This is a genomic window from Mesorhizobium sp. ISC11 (assembly GCF_037162595.1).
In the GTDB taxonomy this organism is placed as follows: Bacteria; Pseudomonadota; Alphaproteobacteria; order Rhizobiales; family Rhizobiaceae; genus Mesorhizobium; species Mesorhizobium ciceri.
Map to the genome: position 1 here is coordinate 4,871,710 of NZ_JAVSPW010000001.1, position 13,383 is coordinate 4,885,092.

At 63.7% G+C, this 13,383-nt stretch carries 15 protein-coding genes; 11 read left to right on the plus strand and 4 right to left on the minus strand.

Annotation, left to right across the window (positions count from 1 at the left end):
* Positions 1-23 precede the first annotated feature (23 nt).
* A complete protein-coding gene (locus RPF88_RS23670) occupies positions 24-659 on the plus strand; it encodes a YceH family protein (RefSeq protein ID WP_024504993.1) in 636 nt (211 codons plus the stop codon).
* A 2-nt stretch (positions 660-661) separates the two neighbouring features.
* Here the strand turns inward: RPF88_RS23670 and RPF88_RS23675 are convergent, their stop codons facing one another.
* Positions 662-1,201, minus strand: coding sequence for a hypothetical protein (locus RPF88_RS23675; protein WP_013528879.1), 540 nt, complete (start codon positions 1,199-1,201; stop codon positions 662-664).
* On the minus strand, positions 1,195-1,548 hold the full coding sequence (locus tag RPF88_RS23680) for a hypothetical protein (RefSeq protein ID WP_013528880.1): 354 nt from the start codon (positions 1,546-1,548) through the stop codon (positions 1,195-1,197). Before RPF88_RS23680 ends, RPF88_RS23675 begins: the two co-directional genes overlap by 7 nt.
* Before the next feature lie 324 nt (positions 1,549-1,872).
* Between RPF88_RS23680 and RPF88_RS23685 the strand changes: the two genes are divergently transcribed.
* Complete coding sequence (locus RPF88_RS23685) at positions 1,873-2,850, plus strand: helix-turn-helix transcriptional regulator (RefSeq protein WP_337123302.1); 978 nt, start codon at positions 1,873-1,875, stop codon at positions 2,848-2,850.
* 62 nt (positions 2,851-2,912) lie between these two features.
* Here RPF88_RS23685 and RPF88_RS23690 read toward each other — a convergent pair whose 3' ends face one another.
* Positions 2,913-3,338, minus strand: a complete 426-nt coding sequence (locus RPF88_RS23690; protein ID WP_013528883.1) for an OsmC family protein — start codon at positions 3,336-3,338, stop codon at positions 2,913-2,915.
* Between the two features lie 218 nt (positions 3,339-3,556).
* Between RPF88_RS23690 and RPF88_RS23695 the strand changes: the two genes are divergently transcribed.
* The 3 genes from RPF88_RS23695 (at position 3,557) to RPF88_RS23705 (ending at position 4,800) form a co-directional block, all read left to right on the plus strand.
* Positions 3,557-3,778 carry a hypothetical protein gene (locus tag RPF88_RS23695; protein WP_013528884.1) on the plus strand — a complete coding sequence of 74 codons (222 nt, stop codon included), beginning with the start codon at positions 3,557-3,559 and terminating at the stop codon, positions 3,776-3,778.
* Complete coding sequence (locus RPF88_RS23700) at positions 3,775-4,131, plus strand: YciI family protein (protein ID WP_013528885.1); 357 nt, start codon at positions 3,775-3,777, stop codon at positions 4,129-4,131. The genes RPF88_RS23695 and RPF88_RS23700 overlap by 4 nt, the downstream gene beginning before the upstream one ends.
* Positions 4,132-4,272: 141 nt before the next feature.
* Positions 4,273-4,800 carry a hypothetical protein gene (locus RPF88_RS23705; RefSeq protein WP_013528886.1) on the plus strand — a complete coding sequence of 176 codons (528 nt, stop codon included), beginning with the start codon at positions 4,273-4,275 and terminating at the stop codon, positions 4,798-4,800.
* Between the two features lie 10 nt (positions 4,801-4,810).
* Here the strand turns inward: RPF88_RS23705 and RPF88_RS23710 are convergent, their stop codons facing one another.
* On the minus strand, positions 4,811-6,070 hold the full coding sequence (locus RPF88_RS23710; RefSeq protein ID WP_164920002.1) for a ubiquinone biosynthesis hydroxylase: 1,260 nt from the start codon (positions 6,068-6,070) through the stop codon (positions 4,811-4,813).
* A gap of 96 nt (positions 6,071-6,166) precedes the next feature.
* Here RPF88_RS23710 and tesB point away from each other — a divergent pair, with 96 nt between their 5' ends.
* The 6 genes from tesB (at position 6,167) to RPF88_RS23740 (ending at position 13,356) form a co-directional block, all read left to right on the plus strand.
* Entirely contained in the window at positions 6,167-7,042 is an 876-nt protein-coding gene (gene tesB, locus RPF88_RS23715; protein ID WP_013528888.1) for an acyl-CoA thioesterase II, read from the plus strand.
* 217 nt (positions 7,043-7,259) lie between these two features.
* Positions 7,260-7,598 (plus strand): P-II family nitrogen regulator, encoded by a 339-nt coding sequence (locus RPF88_RS23720; RefSeq protein WP_013528889.1) that lies wholly within the window; start codon positions 7,260-7,262, stop codon positions 7,596-7,598.
* Between the two features lie 31 nt (positions 7,599-7,629).
* Positions 7,630-8,985, plus strand: a complete 1,356-nt coding sequence (locus RPF88_RS23725; protein ID WP_013528890.1) for an ammonium transporter — start codon at positions 7,630-7,632, stop codon at positions 8,983-8,985.
* A gap of 325 nt (positions 8,986-9,310) precedes the next feature.
* Positions 9,311-9,586 carry a hypothetical protein gene (locus RPF88_RS23730; RefSeq protein ID WP_013528891.1) on the plus strand — a complete coding sequence of 92 codons (276 nt, stop codon included), beginning with the start codon at positions 9,311-9,313 and terminating at the stop codon, positions 9,584-9,586.
* 259 nt (positions 9,587-9,845) lie between these two features.
* A complete protein-coding gene (locus RPF88_RS23735; protein WP_337123303.1) occupies positions 9,846-12,521 on the plus strand; it encodes a DNA translocase FtsK in 2,676 nt (891 codons plus the stop codon).
* A gap of 151 nt (positions 12,522-12,672) precedes the next feature.
* The gene (locus tag RPF88_RS23740) at positions 12,673-13,356 is read left to right on the plus strand and encodes an outer-membrane lipoprotein carrier protein LolA (protein ID WP_013528893.1); all 684 of its coding nucleotides are present in this window, start codon (positions 12,673-12,675) and stop codon (positions 13,354-13,356) included.
* The last annotated feature ends 27 nt before the right edge of the window (positions 13,357-13,383 follow it).

Here is a 13,383-nt window from a genome sequence, read left to right on the forward strand (position 1 = left end):
TGGTTGCCGGCGAGAGTAATCCAATGAGCGATGACCTTCCCATCCTTTCCCCTGTGGAAGCTCGCATTCTCGGCTGCCTGATCGAGAAGAAGGAGCTGACGCCGGATGTCTATCCGCTGACGCTCAACGCGGCACTGGCCGCCGCCAACCAGAAGACGGCGCGCGAGCCGGTGATGGCGCTGGAGCAGAGCGAGGTGCACCGAGGGCTGAAGCTGCTCGAACAAAAGGGGCTGGTGCGGCAGATGTTCGGTTCGCGTGTCGAGCGCTACGAGCACCAGATGGCACAGCGCTTCTCGCTGACCACACCGCAGACCGCCTTGATCGGCTTGCTGTTGCTGCGCGGGCCGCAGACGGCCCATGAATTGTCGGCGCGCACCGAGCGCATGGCCCGGTTTTCGTCGATCGAAGATCTGCGCGCCGAGCTCGACATGCTGATCGGCCGCCGACCGCCACTCATCCAGGAAATCCCACGCGGACCGGGCCAGCGCGAGGAGCGTTACGTCCATCTGCTGAGCGGGACTCCGCAGATCGCCCCCATCGCCATGCAGGCTGCGTCGGCTGCTTCATCTGCCTCCGGCCTCGAGGAGCGCGTCAGCGCCCTCGAGGAGGAGATTGCAATGTTACGCGCCCGCATCGACGCGCTGACCGGCGAGCGCTAGGTTCACCTCCTCGAGTAAACGCCGCTCGCTTCGCCGTCGGGGTCGATCAGCCGCAACTGGTTGCCGTCCAGTTGCCAACGCAAGGAGACCGGCTTCAGGTCACCGGGCTTGAATTTCCAGAGGCCCGTGAGGTCGGGCCGGCAACCATTGACGGATTTGTAGGTTCCTGCCGTCGGCGTGAAAACCAGGGTCGAACCGCGCACGGAGGCCTTGCCGGTCTTCAGGGTCAGCGACCGGACCTGACCGCAGCCGTCGACCAGAGACGATTGGAACAGCGCGTAATAGGTGCGCCCGTCAGCCCCGAAGGTAAAGGTGACGCTGCCGCCGCTGCCTGGATCGCAGTTGCTGAATGTGTCGCAATAATTGCCGCTGGCAACTGCAAAACCCCACTTGCCGACAAGCGCTGCCGGCATCGCACCGAGGCGCGAGCGTGTCGTCGGTCCCTTGCCCTGGCCGTAAGCGCCGCCGGCGCTGAAGGCCAGCCAGCCGGCAAGCCCGACAAGTGCCGCCCGGCAGGCGTGGTGTGACGAGGCCCTCAACATCCTTTGCTCGCAACAAGCTGCCGGAGATAGACAAGCCGCGTGCCGATGACATTGTTGACGATCGCCGTCTTGCCGGCCGGCGCCATGCCGCCGTATTTCTTGACCGACGGCCCATGATTCTTCGCCTCTTCGTAACCTGCCATCAATTGCCGCAGATCCGCACAGGACATCGAGGCGTACTTCGCCTGCTCCTGCGGGCTGATGACGCTCGATTGCGCCATGCCGGCGGAGTTGGCCGCCGCCATGCCGGCCATGCCGACGACCGCAGAAACCGGGTTGATGCCGACGCAGCCCGATAGGCCGAGGCACAGGACCGGTGCCGCCAGGACTGTATGCCGGACGCTCATGGCCGACGCTCCCCACACGGCCGCTTCGGATCGCGATGGTCGGCGACGGTTCCGCCGAGAGCGATGGACAACAGATAGACGCGTGGATTGAAGCCTGCCGAGGCGAGCCCCGACAGTGTCCTGAACAATTGCAAATGATACATCGAACCCCCTTGTGGCTGTTTGCGATGCGCTTCCTGATCGGAAACGCGCTGCAAACTAGGTCCGGCAAAAGCGGGCAGCTTGGACGCAGCGGCCCTAAAAACGGCCCAAACGGCCCTGTATTGACGTTTTCGGAGGCGCGGCGCATATCACGCCGCTTCCAATTGACCTGAGGCATGGGGGATGCCGGTGACGGCGACGATGGGGCCAACCGCCTCGTTCCGACTGATGACGGACGCGCTTCCGGAGCGGGATCGCGTCGAGGTCATGCGCGAGGTCTATGGCCGCACGGTGCTCAAGGTCGATCTCGATCCACTCGGCCCGACGCATGTCGATATGCAGGTGCGCGCGTTGCCTGGCCTCGGCATCGCCACGGGCACGTGTTCGGAATTCCGCGTCCATCATTCGACGTCGCTGATCGACAGCGACGATCTCGTCCTCCTGGTCGCCCTCGATGGCGCAAGCGTGATGAAGCATCGCGGCCGCGAGGAGCCGGTCGGCAACGGCCAGGCGCTGATGATGAGCGGCGAGGAGGTCGGCCTCAATGTCATCCAGCCAGGCGGTCTTCGCTTCGTCAATATGAGCTTCTCGCTCAAGGCACTGTCACCGCTGATCGGCGACCCGGCCCCGGCGCTGATGCAGCCGCTGCCAACCTCCGGCGGGGCGATGCGGCTGCTGCTCGACTATGTCAGGTCGATCCAGGATGCCGGCGACGTGCTGACCCCGGAGGCCTGGCATCTGGCGACGACGCATATTTTCGATCTCGTCGCTCTGGCCATGGGTGCCACCCGAGACGCGGCAGAAATCGCCCGGGGCCGAGGCGTGCGCGTGGCGCGGCTGCGTGCCATCAAGGCCGAAATAACAGCCCATGGCGGCGACCTGTCGGCCGAAGACATCGCCCGCCGTCACCGCCTTTCGGCCCGCTACATCAGAAAACTGTTCGAGAGCGAAGGCACGTCGCTGTCGGATTTCATGCTGTGCCAGCGCCTGTTGCGCGCGCATCGGATGCTCATGCTCAGCAATCCTCGTCATGCCGGACGCAGCATCACGGCGATCGCCTTCGAGGCAGGCTTCAACGACCTCTCCTATTTCAACCGGGCGTTCCGGCGGCGCTACGGCGCGACGCCATCGGATGTGCGGGCGGCCGCGTTGAAGGGCTGACCGCAAACGAAAACGCCGGCCCAAGGGCCAGCGGTTTCTGGATGAATTTGCCGTTCGGGCCTTCAGCCGAGCTTGGCGTCGAGCGATACGTTTATGGCGCCGAGCGCCTTCGAGACCGGGCAGCCGGCCTTGGCCTTTTCGGCCAATTCCTTGAACTTCGCCGCGTCGATGCCCGGGACCTTGCCGACCACTGTGAGGGCGCTTCCGGTGATCCCGGTGCCGGGAACCAGCGTCACCACGGCCTTGGCGTCGAGTTCGGTGGCCGGCGTGCCGTTCTCGGCCAGGAAATGCGAAAACTGCATGGCAAAGCAGCCGGCGTGCGCCGCCGCGATCAGCTCTTCAGGGTTGGTGCCGGATTTGCCGCTCTCGTCCTCGAAGCGCGCTTTGAACGAATAGGGCGTGCCCTTCAGGGTTCCGCTCTGGGTGTCGAGCGTGCCCGTGCCCTCTTTCAGATTGCCTTTCCAGACGGCGTTTGCGGTGCGGTCCATGAATTCCTCCTTGTTACAGCGGTGGCGCCGGCCAGGCGGCGTTCCTCCCAACTATAGCGCGGGCGCGAGGGAAGGCCACCGCGCTGTTTGCGCGCGCATGCAGCACCGGCGAGCCGCACCGAATTTTTTTGAAAAATGTACGTGCAAGAATGTCGACTTGCATCGGCCCCGACCGTCCTGCGGGCGGCCACGGATTCTCGTGGCGGATGGAGGTTCGCATGAACAATCTGTTTTCTGCCCATTGGACAAGCACCTGCCGAACGGCCGATCCAGGGAAAAGCGACCCGCTGCATGTGCCGCCCTCCGGCTTCGGCCGGCTGCTTGCGGCAGTTGCAATCATCGGCGTTGCGGTCAGCCTTCTCGACCATGTCGCTGCCGGCAAGAACTCAACCGATACCGTGATCGCCTATGGTTCGTCACAGCAAGGGAGCTGGAAATGAAATATGTCTGTCTGGTCTATGGCGAGGAAAACGACCTCCATGCCATGACGCCGGAGCGTCTGGCCAAGCTCGATGCCGATTCGATGGCTCATGACCGGTCATTGGATCATCGTGGGGTGCTGATCGTCGCGCAGGCGCTGCAATCGGTGAAAACGTCGAAGACGGTGCGGCGACGCCAGGGCAAGCGGCTGATCACCGACGGCCCGTTCGCCGAAACCAAGGAGCAGTTGCTTGGCTTCGTCATGATCGAGGCCGACAATCTCGACCAGGCGCTGGAGATCGCCGGCGAGATCCCGCTGGCCGAAATCGGCACCATCGAGGTGCGGGCGATCTACGATGTGCCGGGGTCATAGCCCCCGCCATGTGCTACAGCCACGCGGAAACCAAGGCGTTCGATTGAACGATCGTCCTTGTTCATTTCGTGCGCAAGCTTTGCGTGTTGAAGCAATGCAAGAGTTCTCCTATCGTCGCCGGAATTCTTGGGGGATTTCGACATGCCTTTCCTGATTGCCGCACTTGGTGTGTTGGGAGCGGCGGCGTTCTGGTGGTACCGGATGAAGGCGATGAACGACGCGGCTCGCGAGGTTGCGGACGTTGTCGGGCGCGTGCAGGGCAACATCCGTCGCAAGAAGCTGCGCAAGCAGGCGGCTCTGTCGCCTCTGACGGCGATCGATGATCCGGTCGTAGCGGCGGCTACGCTGATCACATCAATCGTCTCCGAGGATGGGCCCATCCTGCCGCAGCGCGAGGCTGTCATCCGCGCGGTGATTTCCGAGATCGCCGACAAGAAGAAGACCGACGAGGCGGTGATCTACGCCAAATGGGCGGCGGCGCAGGTCGACGACACCACCGTCGTCATCGACAAGCTGGCGCCGTTCCTGCGCGAACGCCTCGATGTCGCCGAGCGAAACGATCTGCTGCAGATGGTCAACCGCGCCGCCCAGGGCGGGGAAAAACGCCTCGAAATATCCGACCAGAGGATATTGCGGCTGCGGCAGAAGCTGGGTTTCGAGGTCAACTGAGCGATAGCGCTCAGATCGCCTCGCCCTTCAACAATCGCGGCGTGCTGGCGGACAACCCCGACGCCTGCCGTATAAAAAAGTCCTTCAGGCGCGGCATGCGTTCGACAAGGCCGAGGCCGATGTCGCGGACGGTTCGCAGCGGGCCGATATCGTTGGAAAACAGCCGGTTCAGCGCGTCCGTGGTGATGCCCATCTGCACCGTGTCGAAGCGGCGCCATTGCTGGTAGCGTTCGAGGACGTCGAGCGCGCCGATGTCCTGGCCGAGCCGGTCGGCCTCGACGATCACCTCAGCCAAAGCCGCGACATCCTTGAAGCCGAGATTGAGGCCCTGGCCGGCGATAGGGTGGATGCCGTGGGCGGCGTCACCCGCGAGCGCGATGCGGGGTGCTATGAAGGCACGCGCAATGGTCAAGCCGAGTGGCCAGGCGCGCGGCTTGTCGGCGACGCGGATTTCGCCAAGCTTCAGGCCGAAACGCTGTTCGAGTTCGTGCTCGAAGACGAGATCGTCGCCTGTCACCAGCTTCTCTGCATCTTCCGCACGTTCGACCCAGACGATCGACGAGCGGTTGGTGCCGTCCTCGCCAGGCTTGAGCGGCAGCGTGGCGAAGGGTCCCGCCGGCAGGAAATGCTCTTCGGCGCGGCCGTTGTGCGGGCGTTCATGCGCTACCGTGCAGACGATGCCGGACTGGCCATACTCCCACTTCACCGTCTTGATGCCGGCCATGTCGCGCAGCTTGGAGTTGACGCCGTCGGCGGCGACCAGCAGCCGCGCCTTCAGCGTCGCACCGTCGGCAAGGTGCACGGTGATGCCACTGCCGTTGGTCTCGAAACCCTGCACCGCGACGCCTTCGATGATATCGATGCCGAGCTTTTCGGCGCTGGCCCGCAAGGCGCCGTTCAGCACCTTGTTGGCGACCATATGCGCAAAGGGCTCGCCCGGCGCCACTTCGCCGCCGAAGGTCAGGAAGACCGGACGCACCGGATCGGCGGTGCGCGAATCGGTGATGATCATCTCAGTGATCGCCTGCGCCTGGGGTGCGATCTCGGCCCACACGCCGAGCTGGTCGAGCATGCGGCAGGCGGCAGCGGCAATGGCCGAGGCGCGGCCATCCCTTTGCCAGGCGCCAGCAGGTGCCGCATCGACGAGAGCGATGGCGAGGCCCGGTCGCGCCTGTTTCAGCGATACGGCGGCGGCCAGGCCGACATAGCCGGCGCCGGCGACCAGGACATCGAGCCCGGATCTGTTTTTCGTGTCCGCCTTGCGTTCCATCATCTTCGCTCCTGCGCCGGCCGGGTCTTGCGCCCTTGACTGCCTGTCCGTCCTGTCGGAAACCGCCATAACACTTCTGCGGCGAGGGCGCGAAATATGACGGCAGCCATGGACGAGCTTCTCGGCATTCTCGACCTCGAGAAGCTGGAACACAATCTGTATCGTGGTCGCAGCCCGCTGCTCGACTGGCAGCGCGTGTTCGGCGGCCAGACCATCGCCCAGGCGCTGGTGGCGGCGCAGCGGACAGTGGATCCCGATCGGTACGTGCATTCGCTGCACGGCTATTTCATGCGGCCCGGCGACACCAAGGTGCCGATCGTCTACGAGGTCGACCGCATTCGCGACGGCGGCTCCTTCACCACGCGGCGCGTGGTGGCGGTCCAGCACGGCCAGGCGATCTTTTCGCTCGAAGCCTCGTTCCAGCAGGATGAGGTCGGCCTGGAGCACCAGGTGCCGATGCCGCAGGACGTTCCGGGGCCGGACACATTGCTGTCGCAACGCGAATTGCTGGGCAAATTCGGCGAGGCGGTGCCCGATGGCATCAAACGCTACTGGGAGCGCGACCGGCCGATCGAGATGAAGCCGGTGATGCTGAAGCATTACACCAGCCGCGAAAAGCTGGAGCCAAAGCAGAACATCTGGATCCGCACCACCGGTCCGGTGCCGGCGGACCGCGCCATCCAGGCAGCGGTGCTCGCCTATCTCTCCGACATGACGCTGCTCGACACATCGACCTTCGCGCATGGCCGCGCCATTTTCGATCGCGATATCCAGGCGGCGAGCCTCGACCACGCCATGTGGTTCCACCGCAGCCATGCGCTCGACGACTGGATGCTCTACACGCAGGACAGCCCGTCGACGCAGGGCTCGCGCGGCTTTACACGCGGCTCGCTGTTTGCCCGCGACGGTACGCTGATTGCCTCGGTTGCGCAGGAAGGGCTGATCCGGCTCAAGCGATCGCCTGCAGAGTAGGCATTTTTCAAAATTTGCCTAATTTTTAAGCAGGCGTATCGCCGCAGCTGTGGGCAGGTTGCGTCGGTGCACCCCCTAATCTCTTTGTTTACAGTGGGTTAACACCCTGCTTCGGCACTTGGCACGGAGCTTGAATCCTTGTGGGCACTCTCCGGCTCTTTGGGATCGGTGAAGGTGTACAAACGCGGGGGACCGCAACAGCAAAGGGTGAAACCTTATGAAAATCGTGATGGCAATCATCAAGCCGTTCAAGCTCGACGAGGTACGCGAAGCGCTCACCGCCGTCGGCATCCAGGGCCTGACCGTCACCGAAGTCAAAGGCTACGGGCGTCAGAAAGGGCATACGGAGATCTATCGCGGGGCGGAATACGCGGTCAGCTTCCTGCCGAAGATCAAGATCGAAGTCGCGGTCAGTGCCGACATGGTCGACAAGGCCGTCGAAGCCATCACCGCAGCCGCCAAGACCGGCCAGATCGGCGACGGCAAGATCTTCGTTTTCGGCATCGATCAGGCGGTGCGCATCCGCACCGGCGAAACAGACACCGACGCGCTCTGAGCGGCGATCACGTATTCCAATGGAGAGTTCAATGAATATTCCTTCCACCTTGAAGACGACGGGACGAGCTGCCCTTTTGGGTTCGCTTGCTCTCGCAGCATTGGGCACGGTCGCCGCCTTCGCACAGGAAGCGGCACCGGCCGCAGCCGCGGCCGCGCCGGCTGCTGCCCCGACCCCGGTGCTCGACACCGGCAACACCGCCTGGATGCTGACCTCGACGGCGCTGGTGCTGATGATGACCATTCCGGGCCTTGCGCTGTTCTACGGCGGCATGGTGCGCAAGAAGAACGTGCTCGCCACCGTCATGCAGAGCTTCGCCATCACCTGCCTGGTGACGGTGCTGTGGTTCATGTTCGGCTATTCGCTGGCCTTCTCGGACGGCGGCGGCGTGAACAGCTATATCGGCGGCACCTCGAAGTTCTTCCATCACGGCATCACCACGGCCTCGCTGTGGCTGCCGGGCGTCGCCAACATTCCTGAATTCGTGTTCTCGATGTTCCAGATGACGTTCGCCATCATCACGCCGGCGCTCATTGCCGGCGCCTTCGCCGAACGCATGAAGTTCTCGGCGCTGCTGATCTTCATGGCGTTGTGGCTGCTGGTCGTCTACGTGCCGATCGCGCATTGGGTCTGGGGTGGCGGCTTCCTCGGATCGGCGGGCGTGCTCGACTTTGCCGGCGGTACGGTCGTTCACATCAATGCCGGTGTCGCCGGTCTGGTCTGTGCGCTGGTTCTCGGCAAGCGCGAAGGCTATGGCACCACCAACATGGCGCCGCATAACCTGGTCTATTCGGTGATCGGCGCTTCGCTGCTGTGGGTTGGCTGGTTCGGCTTCAACGCCGGTTCGGAACTGGCAGCCGACGGTCTTGCCGGCGCTGCCATGCTCAACACCCAGGTTGCCACCGCGGCGGCGGCACTGGCCTGGATGTTCGCCGAATGGATCGTCGCCAAGAAGCCTTCCGTGCTCGGCATCATCTCGGGTGCGGTTGCCGGCCTGGTCGCAGTGACGCCGGCTTCCGGCTTCGTCAACCCGACCGGTGCCTTCATCGTCGGCATCGTCGCAGGCGTCGTCTGCTACCTCTCGGCGGTCAAGGTCAAGCACATGTTCGGCTATGACGACTCGCTCGACGCCTTCGGCGTGCATGGCGTCGGCGGTGTGGTCGGCGCTCTGCTCACCGGCGTGCTCGCCGACCCGGCGATCAACAGCCTCGGCGCAGGTGCTTCGCTCGGCAAGCAGATCTACGGCGTTGCCGTCACCATCGTGTGGACCGGCATTGCCACCTTCGTGCTCCTCTACATCGTCAAGGCGCTTGTCGGCCTGCGCCCGACGACCCAGGAAGAGGTCGAAGGCCTCGACATCTCCCAGCATGGCGAAGTGGTGCCGTAAGGCCAGCTTAGCCAAGGGGCCGGCGGAACCCTCCTCCCGCCGGCCCCATATCTCCACGCAATTCCGAATGGAAAGCGCTGCACAGTTCTCCTGGAATTGCTTTGAAAGATCCCGTCGTGACGCTCCCGAAAGGAGTTCACGCATTGAGGCCCGGATCGCATCCGGGCCTCTTTTTTTGGCAAGCCATTCCGGCAATGCCCGGCTTCACGCAATCACGTTCGCGTGATCATGTTTTTTGAGGAAACAACGACCGCTCTGGTTCCGAACCGTGGGGACGATCGTCGTTCTGACGCTCGTGCCAAACAACAGGGAAGGAAACCATCTCATGAACCTCAAGAACATCTGTCTCGGAGCGCTTGCTCTTTCCATGATCGGCGGCGTGGCATTTGCCGGTGCTCTGGACGAGCCCGACAACATGGCGCCGTTCTTCACGGATTCCGGCATGAAAACCATGAAGCCGATGGCGGACTTCAAGACAGCTTTCATGGCCATGCCGATGGAAAAGCAGGAAGCGATGAAGAAGGAATGCCAGGATGCGGCGATGAGCAAGCCGCATGCGGAATTCTGCGCCAATGTGCAGGCGCTCGGCGGCGCCAACTGATTTGCCGCGATCGGGCCGAGACCCGATCTCCGTTCAGACGACCAATGGCGGGCCGGCAGCCCGCCATTGTTTCATTCGATGGAGCTCCATCGGTCCGTCGTCCATCATTGCCTCATACGGCTCAACCGGCGGTAATGAGGTTTGAGCGTCTCAACCTCTTATAGTTAATGCGCCCTTAACCTTCCCACCGATAGTCTGAGACCCGAATCTGCCGGAGTGCGCCACGCACCCGGCGAGTCCACGACAGACGGGGAAGAGCATGCGTTCAGGGGCTTCAGCACCGCTCGCGCTGGCCGATACGGGGCACGGCATCCAGGCGTTCGCGCGGCGTCAGGTCGGGCGGCTGGTTGGCGTCGGCCTGTTCGCGCTGGCCGCCTTTGGCGTTGCCAGCCTTGCCACCTGGAATGTCGCCGATCCGAGTTTTTCCCACGCGACGAACAACACCGTCACCAACGCCATGGGCTATGCGGGTGCCGTGTTCTCCGACCTCGCCATGCAGTTCTTCGGCCTCGCCGCCGTCGCCGCCCTGGTTCCGACGGTCATCTGGGGCTTCCTGCTGTTTTCCGCGCGCGGCGTCGACAGGCTGCCCAAGCGCGGGTTGTCCTGGTTCGGCTTCGCGCTGCTGGCCGCGGCGATGGTCGGCTGCGTGGTGCCGCCCAAGACCTGGCCGCTGCCCACCGGCCTCGGCGGCGTGTTCGGCGACATGGTGCTGAAGATCCCCGGTGTCGTCATCGGCGGCTATCCGACCGGGCTGATCGCCAGCATCATCGCCATCCTGCTTTCGGCGCCCGCACTGTGGCTCTTTGCCCATGGCTCGGCGCTGATCGGACGCAAGAACGGCTTTGCGGTGATGGAGGACGAGCCCGCCGTCGATCCGCGCGAGGACGACCTTTTGTTCGACAATGACGAGGACGAAGGCGACGAGGGCATCCTGGCGCTCGGCGCCATCACCCATTGGTGGCTGTCGCTGCGCGCGTGGATGCACCGCCGCGCCGTGCGCCGCAGGCAAGAGCGGGACGAGTACGAGCCGGAGATGGAGCAGCGCTCCACCGCCTGGCGCCGCGCCGCCGAACGGGTCGAATCGGCCGAGTTCGCCGAGCAGCGGATGAGCCAGGATGGCCGCGCCCGCGTCGAGCCGGAATTCTTCGCCGCCATGGTCAATGACCGCAGCGCCTCGCTCGACCCCGACGATGCCGATATCTTCGACGACCGCTTCGACAATGCGGGCGAGGATGCCGATTTCGACGATGAGCCTGTCGTGCAACGCCGCGGCGCGCCGACCGCCAAGGTACAGCCGTTCCGTTCCGATGCCGCCACGCGCGTCGAGGCGCCGGCGGCGCGCCCCGTGCCAGGCGCCCGTGTGCAGCGCGAGGCGCAGACATCGCTGATCGGCTCTGAAAAATTTGAAATGCCGTCGCTGCACTTCCTCTCCGAGCCGAAGAACGTGGTGCGCGACGCCAGCCTGTCCAAGGACGCGCTGGAACAGAATGCTCGCCTGCTCGAAGGCGTGCTGGAGGATTTCGGCGTCAAGGGCGAGATCATCGCCGTCCGTCCGGGTCCGGTCGTCACGCTCTATGAGCTCGAACCGGCGCCCGGCATCAAATCGTCGCGCGTCATCGGCCTGTCCGACGACATCGCCCGCTCGATGAGCGCCATCGCCTGCCGCGTCGCGGTGGTGCCCGGCCGCAACGCCATCGGCATCGAACTGCCGAACGCCAAGCGCGAAACCGTCTATCTCAGGGAGATCCTGGCCAGCCGCGATTTCGAGACGACGAAGGCCAAGCTGGCACTGGCGCTGGGCAAGACCATCAATGGCGAGGCGGTCATCGTCGACATCGCCAAGATGCCGCACGTGCTGGTCGCCGGCACCACCGGCTCGGGCAAGTCGGTCGCCATCAACACCATGATCCTGTCGCTGCTCTACCGGCTGACGCCGCAGGATTGCCGGCTGATCATGATCGATCCGAAGATGCTGGAACTCTCGGTCTATGACGGCATCCCGCATCTGCTGACGCCCGTCGTCACCGATCCGAAGAAGGCGGTGGTGGCGCTGAAATGGACCGTGCGCGAGATGGAGGACCGCTACCGCAAGATGTCCAAGGTCGGCGTGCGCAACATCGACGGCTTCAACGCCCGCGTCAGCCAGGCGGACAAGAAGGGTGAGAAGATCTCGCGCACCGTTCAGACCGGCTTCGACCGCCAGACCGGCGAGGCGATCTACGAGACCGAGAACCTCGATCTCGAGCCGATGCCCTATATCGTCGTCATCATCGACGAGATGGCCGACCTGATGATGGTCGCCGGCAAGGACATCGAAGGTGCCGTGCAGCGCCTGGCTCAGATGGCGCGCGCCGCCGGCATCCATGTCATCATGGCAACGCAGCGGCCGTCGGTCGACGTCATCACCGGCACCATCAAGGCCAATTTCCCGACCCGCATCTCCTTCCAGGTGACGTCGAAGATCGACAGCCGCACCATTCTGGGCGAGCAGGGCGCCGAGCAGCTGCTCGGCATGGGCGACATGCTCTACATGGCCGGCGGCGGCCGTATCCAGCGCGTGCACGGCCCGTTCGTCGCCGATGAAGAGGTCGAGAAGATCGTCGCGCATCTGAAGCTGCAGGGCGTGCCGGAGTATCTCGACGCCATCACCGAGGATGATGGCGAGGATGACGACGAGCCGTCAGGCAAGGGTGGAGCGAGCGGCGGTGGCGGCAACAGCAATTTCGAGGATTCCGACGATCCTTACGATCAGGCGGTCTCCGTGGTGCTGCGCGATGGCAAGGCCTCGACCAGCTATATCCAGCGCCGGCTGAGCATCGGCTACAACCGCGCTGCCTCGATCATCGAGAAGATGGAGAAGGAAGGTATCGTCGGCCCGGCCAACCATGCCGGCAAGCGCGAGATCCTGGTGCCGACCGAAGAGGACAAGTTCTGACCAGAAAGCCTGACCCTTGTGACATCCCGGTCCGGCAACCTTGAACCTTTCAAGGCGTTGAAGCGACCAAGGGACGCCCGACCCGCCAAATTTCAGCCCAACTGGGGGTCCAAGCACAGAACAACTCAGGAATCAGACGAGAGTGACCGACATGAAAAACGATCTTTCAGAGCTCAGCACATTTGCTCCCTCCCGGCGTCAGTTGCTGGGCCTCGGCCTGGCGTTTGCAGGGGCGGCAGCCTTCAACGCGGTGCCCGGCTTCCAGCTGCTGGCCTCGGCGCAGGCGGCTGTGCCGGCCGCTGCGCAGAAGATCGCCGACCACTTTTCCTCGGTCAAATCGATGAGCGGCGAATTCGTGCAGTTCGGCCCCAAGGGCGAGCAGACCGGCGGCAAGTTCTTCCTCGAACGGCCAGGCAAGATCCGCTTCAACTACGACGGCTCTTCGAACTTCCGGGTGATTTCAGACGGCCAGTCGGTGGTCATCCTGAACAAGAGGCTCAACACGTCCGATCTCTATCCGCTGTCGAAGACACCCTTGAAGCTGCTGCTCGACAACAGGATCGACCTCTCCGGCGACCGCGTCAAAAGCGTCAAGCAGGAGGACGACCTCACAACCATCCAGCTCGCCGACAAATCGGTGTTCGGCAATTCGAAGATCACCATGATGTTCGATCCGAAAACCTTCGACTTGCGGCAGTGGACGATCACCGACGCGCAGGGCAAGGATACGACGGTGATGATCTTCAACACCAAGGAAGGCGTCAGCTTCGCGCCGGATACTTTCGCCATCGACTACACGGCGAACCGCGAGCTCAACACCAACAAGGCGCGCTAGCTTCAAACGCTTCAATAGCTGTGGAAA